Annotated in this window: 13 protein-coding genes; 10 read left to right on the top strand and 3 right to left on the bottom strand. The window is 71.8% G+C overall.

The features are described from left to right. Positions 1–21: 21 nt before the first annotated feature. The 3 genes from ACH495_RS08065 (at position 22) to ACH495_RS08075 (ending at position 3,390) form a co-directional block, all read left to right on the top strand. Complete coding sequence (locus ACH495_RS08065; protein ID WP_396856978.1) at positions 22–1,659, top strand: ABC-F family ATP-binding cassette domain-containing protein; 1,638 nt, start codon at positions 22–24, stop codon at positions 1,657–1,659. A 38-nt stretch (positions 1,660–1,697) separates the two neighbouring features. Next, positions 1,698–2,015: a hypothetical protein gene (locus ACH495_RS08070; RefSeq protein ID WP_396856979.1), complete on the top strand. Its 318-nt coding sequence runs from the start codon at positions 1,698–1,700 to the stop codon at positions 2,013–2,015. 649 nt (positions 2,016–2,664) lie between these two features. Continuing rightward, positions 2,665–3,390, top strand: coding sequence for a methyltransferase domain-containing protein (locus tag ACH495_RS08075; protein ID WP_396856980.1), 726 nt, complete (start codon positions 2,665–2,667; stop codon positions 3,388–3,390). A gap of 102 nt (positions 3,391–3,492) precedes the next feature. On the opposite strand, the gene ACH495_RS08080 is transcribed toward ACH495_RS08075, so the two are convergent. Further along, positions 3,493–4,500 (bottom strand): LacI family DNA-binding transcriptional regulator, encoded by a 1,008-nt coding sequence (locus tag ACH495_RS08080; protein ID WP_396856981.1) that lies wholly within the window; start codon positions 4,498–4,500, stop codon positions 3,493–3,495. A gap of 152 nt (positions 4,501–4,652) precedes the next feature. Between ACH495_RS08080 and ACH495_RS08085 the strand changes: the two genes are divergently transcribed. Genes ACH495_RS08085 through ACH495_RS08105 form a run of 5 tightly spaced genes read left to right on the top strand, consistent with a single transcriptional unit; the run spans position 4,653 to position 10,345 of the window. Next, a complete protein-coding gene (locus tag ACH495_RS08085; RefSeq protein WP_396856982.1) occupies positions 4,653–6,164 on the top strand; it encodes an alpha-N-arabinofuranosidase in 1,512 nt (503 codons plus the stop codon). Between the two features lie 38 nt (positions 6,165–6,202). After that, a complete protein-coding gene (locus ACH495_RS08090; protein WP_396856983.1) occupies positions 6,203–7,537 on the top strand; it encodes an ABC transporter substrate-binding protein in 1,335 nt (444 codons plus the stop codon). 6 nt (positions 7,538–7,543) lie between these two features. Further along, entirely contained in the window at positions 7,544–8,506 is a 963-nt protein-coding gene (locus ACH495_RS08095; protein ID WP_396856984.1) for a carbohydrate ABC transporter permease, read from the top strand. A gap of 10 nt (positions 8,507–8,516) precedes the next feature. Beyond that, complete coding sequence (locus ACH495_RS08100) at positions 8,517–9,341, top strand: carbohydrate ABC transporter permease (RefSeq protein ID WP_396856985.1); 825 nt, start codon at positions 8,517–8,519, stop codon at positions 9,339–9,341. Continuing rightward, entirely contained in the window at positions 9,338–10,345 is a 1,008-nt protein-coding gene (locus ACH495_RS08105) for a glycoside hydrolase family 43 protein (protein WP_396856986.1), read from the top strand. The genes ACH495_RS08100 and ACH495_RS08105 overlap by 4 nt, the downstream gene beginning before the upstream one ends. Positions 10,346–10,436: 91 nt before the next feature. Here the strand turns inward: ACH495_RS08105 and ACH495_RS08110 are convergent, their stop codons facing one another. Then, entirely contained in the window at positions 10,437–11,933 is a 1,497-nt protein-coding gene (locus tag ACH495_RS08110) for an APC family permease (RefSeq protein WP_396856987.1), read from the bottom strand. Positions 11,934–12,178: 245 nt separating this feature from the next. Here ACH495_RS08110 and ACH495_RS08115 point away from each other — a divergent pair, with 245 nt between their 5' ends. Further along, entirely contained in the window at positions 12,179–13,837 is a 1,659-nt protein-coding gene (locus tag ACH495_RS08115; RefSeq protein WP_396856988.1) for a glycoside hydrolase family 10 protein, read from the top strand. A gap of 175 nt (positions 13,838–14,012) precedes the next feature. Beyond that, positions 14,013–14,555, top strand: coding sequence for a phospholipase (locus ACH495_RS08120; protein WP_396856989.1), 543 nt, complete (start codon positions 14,013–14,015; stop codon positions 14,553–14,555). Positions 14,556–14,624: 69 nt separating this feature from the next. Here ACH495_RS08120 and ACH495_RS08125 read toward each other — a convergent pair whose 3' ends face one another. Next, positions 14,625–17,426, bottom strand: coding sequence for an ATP-binding protein (locus ACH495_RS08125; protein WP_396856990.1), 2,802 nt, complete (start codon positions 17,424–17,426; stop codon positions 14,625–14,627). Between the last annotated feature and the right edge of the window lie 106 nt (positions 17,427–17,532).

Below are 17,532 nucleotides of genomic sequence, written 5' to 3' on the forward strand. Positions count from 1 at the left end.
GCCGGTAGGCTCGGTGACCTGATGAGCGCCACGTTGATCGCCAAGGACCTCACCGCCGGCCACGGTGACCGCCTCCTCTTCGAAGACCTCTGCCTGGTCGTCGCGCCCGGCGACGTGGTCGGCCTGGTCGGGGTGAACGGCGCCGGCAAGTCCACGCTGCTGCGCACGCTCGCCGGGCTCCAGCCCTGTGAGCAGGGATCGGTGGCGTTGAACCCGCCCGGCGCCACGGTCGGCTACCTGCCGCAGGAGCCGGAACGTCGGCCGGGCGAGACGGTCCGCGACTTCCTGGCCCGGCGTACCGGCGTGACCGCCGCGCAGGCCGCGCTGGACACCGCCACCGAGGCGCTGACCGCCGGCGCGGCCGGCGCCGACGACGCGTACGCGAATGCCCTGGAACGCTGGCTCGACCTCGGCGGCGCGGATCTGGACGAACGGGCCGAGCAGGTCGCGGCCGAGCTGGGCCTGGACGTCGGCCTGGACCACCCGACGACCGGGCTCTCCGGCGGGCAGGCGGCCCGCGCCGGGCTGGCGTCGCTGCTGCTCAGCCGCTACGACATCTTCCTGCTCGACGAGCCCACGAACGACCTCGACCTGGCCGGGCTGGACCGCCTGGAACGCTTCGTCACCGGGCTGCGCGCCGGCACGGTGCTGGTCAGCCACGACCGCGAGTTCCTCACCCGCACGGTCAACCGGATCGTCGAGCTGGACCTGCACCAGCGGCAGGTCAACCACTACGGCGGCGGCTACGCGGCGTTCCTGGAGGAGCGCGCCGTGGCGCGTCGGCACGCCCGCGAGGAGTTCGAGGAGTACGCCGACACGAAGGCCGACCTGGAGGCGCGCGCCCGCACGCAGCGCGCCTGGATGGAGAAGGGCGTGAAGAACGCCCGCCGCAAGGCCACCGACAACGACAAGATCGGCCGCAAGTTCCGGACCGAGTCGACCGAGAAGCAGGCCGCGAAGGCCAAGCAGACCGCGCGGCTGATCGAGCGGCTGGAGGTGGTCGAGGAGCCGCGCAAGGAGTGGGAGCTGCGGATGGAGATCGCCGCCGCGCCCCGCGCCGGCGCCGTCGTGGCCTCGCTCCGAGGAGCAGTGGTACGCCGTGGCGGCTTCACGCTCGGCCCGGTGGACCTCCAGGTCGACTGGGCCGACCGGGTGGCGATCACCGGGGCGAACGGCTCCGGCAAGAGCACCCTGCTGGCCGCGCTGCTGGGCCGGCTGCCGCTGGACGAGGGGCACGCCGCGCTCGGGCCGGGCGTGGTGGTGGGCGAGGTGGACCAGGCCCGTGGGCTGTTCCTCGGCGACCAGCCGCTGCTCGACGCGTTCGCCGCCGCCGTACCGGAGCTGAACCCGGCGGACGTCCGCACGCTGCTGGCCAAGTTCGGTCTGCGCGCCGACCACGTGCTGCGCCCGGCGGCGACGCTCTCCCCCGGCGAGCGGACCCGGGCCGCGCTGGCGCTGCTCCAGGGCCGCGGCGTCAACCTGCTGGTGCTCGACGAGCCGACCAACCACCTCGACCTGGCCGCGATCGAGCAGCTCGAATCGGCGCTGGCGACCTACCCCGGCACGCTGCTGCTGGTGACCCACGACCGGCGGATGCTCGACGCGGTGAGCGTGAACCGGCGGCTGCGCGTCACCGACGGACGGATCGCCGAGGACTGATCCGTGCCGACCGGCTCACCCGGGGCCACAATGACCTCATGCTCAAGTGGGAGTACGCGCTGCTGGTCCGCCGCCGCCAGCCGGTCACCAACGACGTCGGGTGGGAGGTCGTCTTCATCTGGTACGGCCCGGACGGCTCCATGATCGACGTCACGCCGTACGGCGACACCGCGCTGGCCCACCTGAACCGGGCCGGCGACCAGGGCTGGGAGTTGGTCGCGATGAGCGAGGACCCGTCCCTGGCCGGCAACAACGAGCTGCACCGCTACCACCTCAAACGCCCGAAGCCGGCCGCCCCCCAGCCCCGCCAGCGGATGCGCCCGTCCCGCCCCACCCGCCGAACCCTCCCCACCTGACCCACCCACCCTCCCCGCCCGCTCCCTCCTGCGTTGATCATGAAGTTGACGGCAGCCCTTGCCCGTTTTGTCGCCGCCAACCTCATGGTCAACACACAAGGCGGGGCGATCCCGCCAGCGTGGCCAGCCCACCGGAGTTGACCAAGGAGTTCAGGTCACCGACGGGAGCCTCTGGCGACGCGAACTCCTTGATCACCGTCTGGACGCACTCCGCCTGAGGCGTGTCGCCGTCCGGTAGGGGTTACCGGGGAGCGGTATGACATGGAGGCATAAATATGTCTGGGAGGCATATTCGGTTCGAGTGGCCATTGGCTGGCGGCTCGATCGGAGGAGGCCGAACCCCGTTCGGTCTCACCCCGCCCGCCCACCGGCGTCCGGCTGCCGTCCACCTCACACCGGGCGCTCCGGCGTGCGGCTTGCCTGCGCCGCCCGCACCGGGCCCAGGCCGGCGGGATCCGGGGAGCCGGATTGGCCGGGTCGGCACGACGAGCCGGGTCGGCGGGCGAGCCGGATCGGCGGGCGAGCCGGGCTGGCCGGGCGAGCCGGGTTGGCCGGAGGCGGTGACCGGCGGGGGTGGCGAGGTGGGCTTGAGCAGGAGGTCAGCGTGTATTCGGGTGGAATGGGGGTAACGCGCGGCCGGAGGTGGCGCATGGTGGCGATGGGGCAGGCCGCGCTCTCGGGTGAGCGGCTCCGGCAGGCCGACGGCTTCCTCGCCGAGGCGTGGGCTGACCTGGCCCGGCACGACGAGCGGCTGCGCGGCACGACCGTCGAGGTGCGCTTCGACCGGGGCGTGGCCCACCTGACCGGCGAGGTTGCCCACCCGACTGAGCTGCGGCTGGTGCGGGAACTGATCGGCCGGCTGTCCGGGGTGCTCGGGGTCTGGTGCCGGGTCGGGGTGGCCGGCCGGCCGCCGGTCGTGGTCGACCTGGGCTGCGGTGCCACCAAGCAGTGGCCGGGCAATCTGGGGTTGGACATCTATCCGGCGCCGGGGGTGGACGCGGTCGCGAACCTGTCCGGCTCGCTGCCGCTACGGGACGACTCGGTGGACGTGTTCTTCGCGGTGCACATCGTCGAGCACCTGATCGATTTCCTGCCGCTGTTCGACGAGTGCCACCGGGTGCTCCGCCCCGGCGGCGTGCTGCACGTGATGAGTCCGTGGTGGCGGCACGTCAACGCGGTGGCCGACCCGACCCACGTCCGCCTGCTCGACGTGCAGACGTTCAAGGGCATCTGCGGTCAGCGCCCACCCGGCACCCCGCGTTGGTACCCCCTGCACGTCGGCTGCGACGGCGCCTCCGTCTTCGCCGACCTCACCCCGCTCCCCCCCGACGCTCCCCCACCGCCCCCGTCCCACCTGGCCCGTTTCTTCGACTGACCCCGCCGCCCACCTCGCTGATCTTGCGCTTTGTGCCCCACAGACGAGGCATTCGCCCCGAATGCCGGGGCACCAACTGCAAGATCGCCGAGGAGAAGGAGGTCAGGGTCGGGGGGCGGATTCTCGGAGGGCCAGGCGGTGGGGGGCGACCAGTTCGCGCGGAGGGGCGTCGCGGTCGGCGGTGAGGCGGCCGGCCAGCAACTCGACCGCCAGGCGGGCGATGCGCTCCTTGTCGGGGGCGACGGTGCTCAGGGTGGGGATCGAGAAGCGGCCGTCCTCGATGTCGTCGAAACCGGCGACCGCGACGTCCTCCGGCACGCGCAGGCCGGCCTCGTGCAGGGCGCGCAGCGCGCCGAGGGCGAGGGTGTCGTTGAAGCAGAAGACGGCGTCGGGGCGTACCCCGGAGGTGAGCAGGTGCCGCATGGCGGCGGCGCCGTCCGCGCGGTGCCAGGCCGGCGCGGGCGCCACCAGGCTGTCGTCGTACTCGATGCCGGCCTCGGCCAGCGCGGTGGCGTAGCCGGCCAGGCGCAGCCGGGCGCTGGCACCCTCGGGGGTGCGCTGCGAGCCGATGGCGGCGATCCGGCGGCGGCCGAGCCCGACCAGGTGGGCGGTGACCTCCCGGGCGGCGGCCACGTTGTCGATCATGACGTGGTCGGCGGGGCCGTGGTCGACGCGCTCGCCGAGCAGCACCATGGGCAGGCCGTCGAGGCCGGCGAGGTCGTCGGCGGTGAGCGCGAGCGGGCTGAGGATCAGGCCGTCGATCATGTGGTCGCCGATCCCGCTGGCGGCCTTGCGTTCCTGCTCCGGGCCACCGCCGGTCTGGTCGATCAGCACCGTCCAGCCGTGCTCGGCGGCGGCGGCGACCACGTGCCGGGCCAGCTCGGCGAAGTAGGGGATGTCGAGCTCGGGCACGGCCAGGGCGATCACACCGGTGCGCCCCTTGCGCAGGTTGCGGGCCGACAGGTTGGGGCGGTAGTGGAGCTCGGCGATGGCCTCCTCGACCCGGGCCCGGGTGTCGGCGCGCACGTGCTGGTAGCCGTTGACGACGTTCGAGACGGTCTTCACCGACACGCCGGCCCGCTCCGCCACGTCCTTGAGCCTGTGCCGCACTGAATTCGCCTCCCCACTGAGCACTCCGGCCGCACTCTACCGCGTCACGACGACGTAACGACCTCTTTACATTGCGGGTTACAACGTTGTAGAAACCAGGGACACGGTGACCACGGTCACCGGGGAACAGCTCCGACGGAAAGGTGGCATCCGTGCCGAACGCGCAGCTCACGGTCGACCCGGCGTTCCGGGTCGGTCCGGCCGACCGCCGGATCTTCGGCTCCTTCGTCGAGCACATGGGGCGGTGCGTCTACGGCGGGGTCTACGAACCGGGGCACCCGGACGCCGACCCGCGCGGCTTCCGTCGCGACGTGCTGGACCTCACCCGCGAGATGGGCGTCTCGGTGGTCCGCTACCCCGGCGGCAACTTCGTCTCCGGCTACCGCTGGGAGGACGGCGTCGGCCCGGCCGGCGACCGGCCGCGCCGGCTCGACCTGGCCTGGAAGACGATCGAGACCAACGCGTTCGGGCTGAACGAGTTCATGACCTGGGCCGCCGAGGCCGACGTCGAGCCGATGATGGCGGTCAACCTCGGCACGCGGGGCGTCGCCGAGGCCTGCGACCTGCTGGAGTACGCCAACCACCCGGGCGGCACCCAGCTCTCCGACCTGCGCCGCAAGCACGGCGCCGAGCAGCCGTACGGGGTGCGGCTGTGGTGCCTCGGCAACGAGATGGACGGCCCGTGGCAGGTCGGGCACAAGACCGCCGACGAGTACGGCCGGCTGGCCGCCGAGACCGCCCGCGCGATGAAGATGATCGACCCGTCGATCAGCCTGGTCGCCTGCGGCAGCTCCAACCGGGGCATGCAGACGTTCGCCGGGTGGGAGGCGACCGTGCTGGAGCACACCTACGAGCACGTCGACTACATCTCCGCCCACACCTACTACGACCCCTCCGACGGCGACCGGGCCAGCATCCTCGCCTCCGCCGTCGACATGGACGCGTTCATCACCGAGGTGGCCGCCACCGCCGACTACGTCGGCGCCAAGCTGCGGCAGAAGCGCAAGCTGAAGATCTCCTTCGACGAGTGGAACGTCTGGTACCAGTCGCGCCTCCAGGCCGACCTGGACCGGCGCGGCTGGGTGGAGGCGCCGGCGCTGATCGAGGACGACTACACCGCTGACGACGCGGTGGTGGTCGGCGACCTGCTGATCACGCTGCTCCGGCACGCCGACCGGGTCGGGGTGGCCTGCCAGGCGCAGCTCGCCAACGTGATCGCCCCGATCCGTACCCGCACCGGCGGCCCCGCCTGGCGGCAGAGCATCTTCCACCCGTTCGCGCTCACCGCCCGGTACGCGCGGGGCACCGTGCTGCGCACCGAGCCGGTCGGCCCGACGTACGCCACGAAGCGGTACGGCGACGTGCCGGTGCTGGACACCGTGGCCGTGCACGACGAGGAGACCGGCGACCTGGCCGTCTTCGCGGTCAACCGGGGCCCGGACGACCTCCCGCTCGACCTGGACCTGCGCGGCCTGCCCGGGCTGCGCGGGGCGGCGCACACCACGCTCGCGGCCGGGGCCGACCCGGCCGCCACGAACACCGAGGCGGACCCCGAGCGGATCGCGCCCCGGCAGCTCACCACCCCCACCCTCGACGGCGGCCGCTGCTCCGTGGCGCTACCCGCCACCTCCTGGAACCTGCTGCGCTTCACGCCTCAGCAGTGACCGGACCATACTCCAGATCCGTCCCCCAAGGAGTTCGCATGATCCAGAACGAGTTGAGCCGGCGGCGCCTGCTCGGCCTCGGCGTCGGCCTCGGCGCGGCGGCCTCGCTGACACTGGCCGGATGCGGTGGCGGCAGCAGCAGTCCCGACCGGGCCGGCTCGGCCGGCAACGGCGGCAAGGACTACACCGGCCCCAAGGTCGACCTGAAGCTGTGGAACGGCTTCACCGGCGGTGACGGCGAGATCTTCAAGACACTGGTCCAGCAGTTCAACACCGAGCACCAGAACATCGCGGTCAGCGTGGTCACCTACGAGTGGGCGGACTACTACAGCAAGCTGCCCGGCGCGGTCTCCAGCGGCAGCGGGCCGGACATCGCGGTCATGCACATGGACCAGCTCGCCACGTTCGCCGCCCGCGGCACGATCAGCGAGCTGGACGACGTGGCCAAGACGCTGGAGCTGAGCGAGGGCGACTTCGCCCCCACGGTGTGGAAGGGCGGCCTCTACAACTCCAAGCGGTACGGCATCCCGCTGGACATGCACCCGCTGGGCTTCTACTACAACAAGGCGGTCATGCAGAAGGCCGGCCTGGACCCGGAGAAGCCGCCGACCACCCGGGACGAGTACACCGCCGCGCTGACCGAGCTGAAGAAGTCCGGCGTGCAGGGCTTCTGGGTCAGCCCGTTCCAGTTCACCGGCGGCATGACGTTCTACAGCCTGCTGCACCAGTGGGGCGGGACGCTCTTCGACGCCGAGGTGGCGAAGGCGACGTTCAACTCCGACCCGGCGGTCGAGGCGTGCACCTGGCTGGTCGACATGATCAAGCAGGGCTTCTCGCCGGCGAACGTCGGCCAGGACGCCGACTACCTGGCGTTCAAGAGCGGCAAGAACGCGTTCAACTGGAACGGCATCTGGCAGATCAACGATCTGAAGAAGAGCCCGAACGTGCAGTGGGGCGTGGCGCCGCTGCCCCAGATCGGCAGCCAGCAGGCCGCCTGGGCGAACTCGCACAACTTCACCATCGTCAAGCAGCGTTCGGCGAACGAGAACAAGGTCTCCGGCGCCAAGGTGTTCATCAACTGGCTGAGCCAGCACTCGCTGGACTGGGCCAAGGGCGGCCAGGTGCCGGCCCGCAAGGCGGTCCGGGAGAGCGCCGAGTTCACGGCGCTCACCGAGGTCAACGCGCTCGCCCCGGAGCTGGAGTACGCGGCGTTCCCGCCGGCCGCGCCGGGCCTCGGCGAGGTCATCCTGACGTTCTACAACGCCTTCAACGAGGCCGCGCTGAACAAGAAGTCGCCGAAGCAGGCGCTGGACGACGGCGTGGCCAAGGCCAACAAGCAGCTCGAGGACAACCGCAAGAAGTACGGGAACTGATCCGTCGTGGCGGACGTGATCGAGGTCGGGGCGGCGCGTGACAGCGCGCCGCCCCCGACGGGGCGTACCCGTCGCCGGCGCGCGACGGAACGCGGCAACCGGACGACGCCGTACCTCTTCCTCGCGCCGTACCTGATCCTGTTCGGCGTCTTCGGTCTGGCGCCGATCCTGTTCGGGGTCTGGATCAGCCTGCACCAGTGGGACCTCCAGTTGCCCAACCGGCCGTTCATCGGGCTGGACAACTACCAGGACCTCTTCTCCAGCGAGTCGGCGATCTACGGGGACTGGTGGTCCAGCGTCCGGGCGACCGGCATCTTCACGCTGTTCTCGGTGCCGCTGCTGGTGGTCATCCCGCTGGGGCTGGCGCTGCTGCTCAACCGCTCGTTCCCCGGCCGTACGTTCTTCCGGGCCGCCTTCTTCGCCCCGTACGTGCTGGGCGTGGCGGTGATCGGCCTGCTCTGGCGGTTCCTGCTGGACGCCAACCTGGGCCTGGTCAACCTGCTGCTCGGCGCCGTCGGGCTCCCGTCGGACACGCCGTGGGTCACCGACGTGCCGTGGGCCTGGGTCTCCCTGGTCGGCGTGACGGTGTGGTGGACCTGCGGCTTCAACGCGGTGATCTACCTGGCCGGCCTCCAGGACATCGCGCCGGAGCTGTACGAGGCGGCGAAGGTCGACGGCGCCGGCGGGTGGGACCGGTTCCGCCACGTGACGATCCCCGGCCTGCGCCCGGTCATGCTCTTCGTCTTCACCACCACGATCCTCGCCTCGGCGAACGTCTTCGGGCAGGCGCTCCTGATCACCCAGGGCGCGCCGGGCGAGCAGACCCGGACGGTGGTCTGGCGGATCGTGGACGAGGGCCTACGTGACTACGACGCCGGTCGGGCCGCCGCGATGAGCGTGTTCTTCGCGCTGATGCTGGCGGTGGTGAGCGTCGTCAACTTCCGGCTGTTCCGCTACCGGGAAGACTGAGGGGCCGACCATGTCGAAACTGCGCCCGGTGGCGCGCTACGCCGTCCTGCTCCTGATCACCCTGATCTTCGTGACGCCCCTGGTGTGGATGCTGTTGACGTCGGTGAAGACGTACGACGCCGCCCAGCAGGTCCCGCCGAGCTGGCTGCCGAACCCGTTCTCCACCTACGGCTACGACCGGATCCTGAACGACACCGCCAACCCGGTGCTGCGCTGGTTCCTCAACAGCATGCTGGCGGCCACCCTGCACACGCTGCTGGTGCTGGCGACCGCGTCGACGGCCGCGTACGCGCTGGCCCGGATGCGGTTCCGCGGTCGCGGCCTGCTGTTCGCGCTGATCGTCGGCACGCTCTTCGTGCCGCCCACCTCGCTGATCATCCCGAACTTCATCATCGCCGAGAGGATCAACTGGATCGACACCCTGACCGTGGTGGTCGTGCCCGGCGCGGCCAGCGCGTTCGGGGTGTTCTTCCTGCGTCAGTTCTTCCTCTCCATCCCGGCCGAGCTGGAGGAGGCGGCGGTGCTGGACGGGGCGAACCAGTGGCAGATCTTCCGCCAGGTGCTGCTGCCGCTGTCGAAGCCCGCCCTGGCCACGCTGGCGGTGCTGTCGTTCCTGACCAACTGGAACGACTTCCTCTGGCCGGTGTACGTCCTGTTCAGCCCCGAGCGGCTGACCCTGCCGGCGGGCCTGGGCCTGCTCCAGGGCGCGTACGTGACCGACTATCCGGTGATCATGGCGGGCGCGATGCTGGCCAGCGTGCCGGTGCTGATCCTGTTCGTGTTCGCCCAGCGTCACGTCATCCAGGGCGTCTCTCGCAGCGGCCTGAAGGGATGACCGACCGACGGTTCCGGCGCGGCGCGGCGGCCCTGGCCGCAGCGCTGCTCGTCGCCGGCTGCGGCACCGGGTCCACCACCGAATCGAGTACACCGAAGGACGCGAACGTGTTCACCAACCCGGTCGTCCGGACCGACGCCCCCGACCCGCAGGCGATCCGGGTCGGCGAGACGTGGTACCTGTTCCACACCAACGCCGGCGGCCAGAACGTCCCGGTGCTCACCTCGCCCGACCTGGTCGAGTGGACCCCGGCCGGCGACGCGCTGCCGGAGCTGCCGGACTGGGCGGACGCGGGGAAGACGTGGGCGCCGGAGGCGATCCAGCTCGCCCCGGACCGGTTCGTCCTCTACTACACGGTGGCCGACCGCGCCTCCGGCCGGCAGTGCCTGGGTCGGGCGGTGGCCGACACGCCGCTCGGGCCGTACGCGGACGACTCCGACAAGCCGCTGGTCTGCCAGCCGGACCTGGGCGGCTCGATCGACGCCAGCCCGTTCCGGGACACCGACGGCAGCCTCTGGCTGCTGTGGAAGAACGACGGCAACGCGATCGGTGTGGACACCTGGCTCTGGTCGCAGCGCTTGACGCCGGACGGGCTACGGCTGACCGGCCCGGCGACGAAGCTGCTGAAGCAGACCGAGCCGTGGGAGGGCACCCTGATCGAGGGGCCGTTCTTCCACCGGCACGACGGGAAGCTGTTCCTGTTCTTCGCCGCCAACGCCTACGACAGGGACGTCTACGCCGAGGGGTACGCGGTCTGCGAGAGCCCGACCGGGCCGTGCGTGAAGGCGCCGGAGAACCCGATCCTGAAGAGCAACGAGGTGGCCACCGGGCCGGGGCACGCCTCGATCGTGGAGCAGGACGGCCGCACCTGGCTGCTCTACCACGCCTGGCCGCCGGGCCAGGAGGGCACCACCGACCCGGGCCGGCAGATCTGGCTGAACGAGCTGCTATGGACCGACGGCAGGCCCTCGGTCCGCGGCCCCCTCCGCGAGGTGCAGCGGTAAGGCGGGGGCCCCGCTTAACGTTTTCGGTAGAGGCGGGGGCCCCGCTTAACACTCAGGTGTTAAGCGGGGCCCCCGCCTTACAACTCCGGAGTCAGGGGGTGGGGGCGGGTTCGGGGGTGTCCTCCGCGTGCTCGCGGCGGGCCAGCCGGTTCTTGCGGTGCCCGTAGCCGAAGTAGATGATCGCGCCCAGCGCCATCCAGATCAGGAACCGCACCCAGGTCTCCACCGACAGGTTGAGGCTGAGGTAGAGGCAGGCCACCGCCGTGACGATCGGCAGCACCGGCGAGAACGGCACCTTGAACGGCCGCTCCAGGTCGGGGCGCCGCTTGCGCAGGATCGGCACCGCGAGCGCGACCAGCATGAACGCGCAGAGCGCGCCGATGCTGACCAGGTCGGCCAGCGCGGAGAGCGGCAGGAAGCCGGCGAGCAGCGCCACCACCACCGTCATGATCGCGGCGATCCGGTACGGCGTGCCCCAACGCGGGTGCACCTTGGCGATCGAGGGCGGGATGAGCCCGTCCCGGGCGATGGCGAAGCCGATCCGGCCCATGGCCACCAGGTCGACCAGGATGACGCTGGTCAGACCGGCGACGGCGGCGATGGAGACGAGCACCGCGGCCCAGCCGGCGCCGACCGCCCGGAACGCGGACGCGATCGGCGCGCCCTCGTCGATCTCGGTGTACTTGACCATGCCGACCACGACCAGCGAGACGCCGATGTAGAGCGCGGTGGAGATGACCAGCGTGCCGAGCAGGCCGAGCGGCAGGTCCCGCTTGGGCTTGCGGGTCTCCTCGCCCAGGTTCGCCACGGCCTCGAACCCGGTGTACGCGAAGAAGACCACCGCGGCGGCGGTGAGCACGCCGACGAAGCCGAAGATGGACGGCTCCAACCCGAAGAGGAGCTGCGTCACCGGCTGCTTGATGCCGTCGTCGCCGGCGCCGGCCGGCTCGGCGGACGGGATGAACGGGCTGAGGTTGGCCGCCTTCACGAAGAACAGGCCGGCGATGATGACGAAGGCACAGATCGCCACCTTCACCAGCACCAGCACGTTGGTGACCCGGGCGGACTCGCGGATGCCGACGATGGCCACCACGCCGAGCACCAGCACGATGCCGATCGCGCCGAGGTTGACGATGCTGCCTTCCTCCGCGAACCAGGCGCTGGGCAGTCCGAACAGGTCGGTGAGATAGCCGGACCAGCCGCGGGCCACCACCGCCGCGCCGAGCGAGAACTCCAGCAGCAGGTCCCAACCGATGATCCAGGCGACGATCTCGCCCATGGTGGCGTACGCGTAGGTGTAGGCGCTGCCGGCGGTCGGCACGCTGGAGGCCAGCTCGGCGTAGCAGAGCGCGGCGAGCAGCGCGACCACGCCGGCGATGCCGAAGGAGATCACCACGCCGGGACCGGCGCTGTTCTTCGCCTCCACGCCGGTCAGCGTGAAGATCCCGGTGCCGATCACGATCCCGATGCCGAAGCCCATCAGGTCGACCGGCCCGAGCCGGCGGCGAAGCCCTGGCTTGCCGTCTTCGCCGTCGGCGTCGCCCTGGGCGATCACGTCCTGGATCGGCTTGGTCCGTAGGACTGACATGGATCACCTCCCCAACGGTGCGACCACCGCGGTCGGCGGTCCGTGACCGGCCAAGCTACCCAGCCGTCTCCGCCCCCAATCCCGTACGGCGGGTGTCGGAATGGTCACGATGCGGGGTGTGGTCCGGGGTCTTGCGCCGGATCGGGATTGATGAAAGTTTCCTACCGGTGGCCTAATCATTGCGGCGAATCTTGCCGCACCTGCCACCGCCCGTCCCCCCGGACCCGACGAAGGGACCGCACCGCATGAAGGCAACTCCGCTCAGAGCCGCCGCGCTGGCCGTGGCGCTGCTCGGCGCGCTGGTCGCCGGCACCCCGGCGCAGGCCGCGCCGAACGAGACGACCACTGACTCCACCACCGACTGCGTCACCAACCCGGCCACCCCCAAGCGGCAGTTCCGGGCCATGTGGATCGCCTCGGTGACGAACATCGACTGGCCCAGCAAGGACTCCTGGACCGCGCCGGACCAGGTCGCCAAGCAGAAGGCCGAATACCTGGGCTGGCTCGACCTGGCCCAGAAGCTCAACCACAACGCCGTCGTGGTCCAGGTCCGCCCGACCGCTGACGCGTTCTGGCCCTCGCCGTACGAGCCGTGGTCGGAGTACCTGACCGGGGTACGCGGCAAGGACCCGGGCTGGGACCCGCTGGCCTTCCTGGTCGCCGAGTCGCACAAGCGGAACCTGGAGTTCCACGCCTGGTTCAACCCGTACCGGGTCTCCATGCCGGCCCCCGGTGGCGCCGGCGCCGACCTGTCGCAGCTCGCGCCGGACAGCCCGGCCCGGGCGCACCCGGACTGGGTGTTCGCCTACCCGCCGGCCGGCGTCGCCGGCAGCCGGCTCTACTACAACCCCGGCGTCCCGGCGGTCCGCGAGTTCGTCCAGACCGCGATGATGGACGCGGTCAACCGGTACGACGTCGACGGCGTGCACTTCGACGACTACTTCTACCCGTACCCGAGCGGCACCTGGCAGGTGCCGGACGATGCCACGTTCGCGCAGTACAACCGGGGCTTCACGGACAAGGCCGACTGGCGGCGGGACAACATCAACCTGCTGATGCAGGAGATGAACGCCAAGATCAAGGCGGCCAAGCCGTGGGTGAAGTTCGGCGCCAGCCCGTTCGGGATCTGGCGCAACGCCTCGGCCGACCCGAACGGCTCGGACACCACCGGCTCGCAGTCGTACGACATCATCTCCGCCGACACCCGTAAGTGGATCAAGGAGGAGTGGATCGACTACGTCGTGCCGCAGCTCTACTGGTACATCGGCCAGTACCCGGCCGCCGACTACGCCCGGCTGGTGCCGTGGTGGGCCGAGCAGGTGCGCGGCACCAAGGTCCAGCTCTACATCGGCCAGGCCGACTACAAGAGCGGCGAGCCGGCGTACGGGTCGTTCTGGATGAACCCGCGGGAGCTGTCCGACCACCTCACGCTCAACCGGTCGTACCCGGAGGTGCTCGGCAACGTGCACTTCTCCGCCGTGCAGGTCCGGGCCAACCGGCTCGGCGCCACCGACATCTACGCCGCCGAGTACTACTCGCGTCCCGCACTGGTGCCCACCATGACGCACCTGCCGCACAAGCCGCTGCTCTTCCCGGTGGTCACCAAGGCCCAGCGGGAGGCGGACGGGGTGCGGCTGAGCTGGCGGCAGCCCGCCGACGGCAAGGGGCCGCTCGGCACCGCCACCTCGTACGCGATCTACCGGTTCGACGGCACCGGCCTGGCCGGGCGCTGCGACTTCGCCGACGCGTCCCACCTGGTCGGCACCGTCCGGGCCACCGATGGCGCCACCCAGTCCTGGGTGGACACCACGGCGGTGGCCGGCACCCGCTACACCTACCACGTGACCGCGCTGGACCGCCTGGCCAACGAGAGCCCGGCGAGCCCGCCGCGCTTCGTCCGCTGACCCGCCGCGAATGCCCCCGGACCGCCACCGCGACCCGGGGGCATTCGTCTGTTTGCGCGGATGTCAGCAAGCGGCCCACCGGGCCATCCCCCGACGTCATCCCATTGATCGACACTTCTCGAACTCCGGTGATCCCGGACCGCCCGTCCCGACGCTCACCCCGCGGAGGTCCCCCGTGTCCCGTCGCCTCGCCACCACGCTCGCCACCGGCGTGATCGCCCTGCTCACCACGCTCGGCCTGGCCGCACCGGCCGCCGCCGCGGTGAGCACCCAACAGAAGCTCTCGGTGCTGTCCACCTGGACCCAGACCAGCGCCAGCAGCTACAACGCCTGGAACAGCGCCCGGCTGAACAAGACGCCCTGGGCCGGGTACGGCTTCGACTGGTCCACCGACTACTGCTCGTCCAGCCCGGACAACCCGCTCGGCTTCTCCTTCAACCTCTCCTGCTACCGGCACGACTTCGGCTACCGCAACCACAAGGCCATGGGCATCTTCGCGGCCAACAAGTCCCGCCTGGACAGCGCGTTCTACGAGGACCTGAAGCGGGTCTGCGCCACCTACAACTCGGTGGTCCGGCCGGCCTGCTACAGCCTCGCCTGGACCTACTACCAGGCGGTCAGCGTCTTCGGCTCGGTCGCCGCCGTGCAGCAGGCCGACCTCGACCGCGCCGCGAAGATGAAGGCCGACGCCGAGCGTCGCGCCGCCGCCCGAAGCTAACCCCGCCCCGGGCGCCGCTTTCCCGGAAAGAGTGGCTATTCGGGCCCGGATAGCCACTCTTTCCGTGAATCAGCGCGCAGGAGGGGGCGAGGGGGTGGGGGTGGGGGGGCCGAACCAGAGCGAGTCGGACGACAGGTCCGGATGCTCGACGTGCAGCGCCAACGCGGCCGCCTCGTCCAACCGCAGGCCCGCCCCCGCGCCGTACGCCGCGTCGAACGCCTCGTCGCCCAGACTCCGGCGCAGCTCCGCCTGCCGGGCCAGCCAGTACGGCTCGTAGATGCCCGGGGTGGCACGCAGGCTCGCCCGGGTGGCCTGCGCCGCGCCGAACAGCCGGGCCGCGGCCACCGCGTCCCCGGCCAACGCGCAGCGCACCGCGATCGCGTTGATCGTGTCGCAGGCCCGGCCCAGGTAACCGTGGCTCATCCGGGACCGCAACGCCACCAGCAGGTGCTCGTGCGCGGCGACGAGATCACCCCGGGTCAGCGCCACCATGCCGAGCAGCATGTCCACCGAGCGGCGACCCCGCTCCACCGGGCGGGCCGCCTCCACCGGACGGGCCGCGCCGAGCACCTCGGCCGCCTCGTCCAACGCGCCCCGCCGCCAGAGCAGCTCGGCGAGGTTGTAGACGGCGAGCAGCGCGTCGCCGACCACGTCCTGCGCGTACGCCCAGTCGATCACCTCGCGGCAGACCCGTTCCGCCTCGGCGAACTGGCCCATGTCCACCAGCGGCGCGGCGCGCCCGGCCAGCACCCGGGCCAGCAACCCCAGGTCACCGGCCTGCCGGGCGGCCGCCTCGGCGCGCTGCGAGTAGCGCAGCTCCTCGGCGAACTCCCCGTCCGCGCCGGCGTGCAACGAGTGCATGTGGTAGGCGGCGGCCAGCTCGGCCTCCGGGATCTCCTCGCCGGTCTCGGCGATCCGCCCGTAGAGCCGGAACAGCCAGAGCCGCCCCTCCCGGGCCAGCCCACGCTCCCGCCACCACTGGTCCAGCCCGCCGGCCAGGTGCAGCCCCGACCGGGCGCTGCCGCCGGTGGCGCACCAGCGCAACGCGGCCCGCACCTCACCGGCCAGTGGGTCCAGCGCGAACAGCGACAGCGTCACCGGCCGGCCGTCCGGGCCCAGGTGCGCCCGGTCCAGCGCGTGCCGGGACCAGGCGACGTGCCGGTCCCGGGCGCTCTGCTCCTCGCCGGCGGAGATCAGCCGGCGGGCAGCGTACGCCCGGATCGGGTCCAGCATCCGGTAGGTGCTGCCCGAGGCGTGCGGCTCGGCCAGCACCATCGACTTGTCCACCAGCACCGACAGCGGGTCCAGCGGATCCTCGTCCAGCAGCCACTGCACGGTCGGCAGGTCCACCGGGCCGGCGAAGACCGCCATCCAGCGCAGCAGCCGGGACGAGCGCGCCCCGAGCGTCCGGTACGACCAGGTCACCGTGGCCTGGATGGTCAGGTGTCGCTCGCTGGCCGACCGCTGCACCGCCCGGGTCGCCGGCGTCGGCGGCGCGGACCCGGTCGCGGCGGCCACCAGGTCGACCGTGTCCTGCTGGTTGCCGCTCCAGCCGGCCTCGACCGGTGGCGGCTCCGCCGACTCCCGCCCGGCGTCCAGCGTGCCGAGCATGTCGTCGAGCCGCTCGGCCAACTGCCCGGCCGAGAGCACCCGCAGCCGCGCCGCGGCCAGCTCGATGGCGAGCGGCAACCCGTCCAGCCGGCGCACCACCCGGCGCAGGTCGTCCTGCTCGGTCGGGTCCGGCGGGCGGCCACCCCGGGCCGCCGCGGTGCGGTCCAGCAGCAGGGCCACCGCGTCGCTCGCGCCGCCGTCGGGCACCTCGTCGACCGACAGCGGCGGAATCCGCCACACCACCTCGCCGGGTACGCCGAACGACTCCCGGCTGGTCGCCAGCACCCGCACCCCCCGGCCGCCGGCCAGCAGCCGGGAGATCACCTCGGCCGACGCGGCCGGCTGGGCGTCGCAGGTGTCCAGCACCACCAGCATCCGGCGCGGCGCCGCGTACTCGACCAGGGTGTCGACCATCGGCCGGCCCGGCTCCGGACGGAGGCCGAGCACGGCGGCGATCTCGAACGCGACCAGCCCGGGGTCGGTCACCGCGGCGATGTCGACGAACCACACGCCGTCCGGGTAGTCCTCGACGATCCCGGAGGCCAGCTCCACGGCCAGCCGGGTCTTGCCCGCGCCGCCCGCGCCCAGCACGGTCACCAGCCGGTACGCCTCGACCAGCCGCCCCAGCTCGGCCCGCTCGAAGTGCCGGCCGACGAACGAGGTGACCTGGGTGGGCAGGTTGTGCGCCGCCGCGTCGGCCGTACGCGGACGCGGGAACCGCCGCTCCAGACCGGGCGCGACGAGCTGGAACAGTCGTTCCCGGTCGTCGAACCCGCGCAGCCGGTGCAGGCCGAGGTCCAACAGCGACGCGCCGTCCGGCAGCGGATCCGCGTGTCGGGCGGTGGCCGCCGAGCAGAGCACCTGACCGCCGTGCGCGGCGGCGGCCACCCGGGCCGCCCGGTGCACCTCCGGGCTGGCGTACTCACCGTCGCGGGGCTCGGCGTAGCCGGTGTGCAGGCCCATCCGGACCCGGGGGACGGCGTCGGCGTTGGGCCACTCGTGGCCGGCGAGCGCGCGTTGCGCGGTCAGGCAGGCGCGTACGGCGGCGGCCGCGTCCGGGAAGGCGAGGAAGAACGAGTCGCCCTCGGTCAGCAGCTCCGACCCGTCCGTGCCGGCGAGCGTGTCGCGCAGCAGCCGGCGGTGCTCCCGCAACACCGGACGGTAGACCGGGCCGAGCATCCGGGCCATCCGGGTCGAGCCCTCGATGTCGGTGAACACGAAGGTCACCCACCCGCTGGGGAGGTGGATCCGTGGCGACATGCGTCGAACCTCCCCCCGCTGACGTCGGGTCCATGCTGCCCTATGACCGCGCCGTCACGCATCGTGAGAACGGGTAGGCGGATTCCGACCAAAAGTTCTCACCGGC

Source organism: Micromonospora sp. NPDC018662 (assembly GCF_044391475.1).
In the GTDB taxonomy this organism is placed as follows: domain Bacteria; phylum Actinomycetota; class Actinomycetes; order Mycobacteriales; family Micromonosporaceae; genus Micromonospora.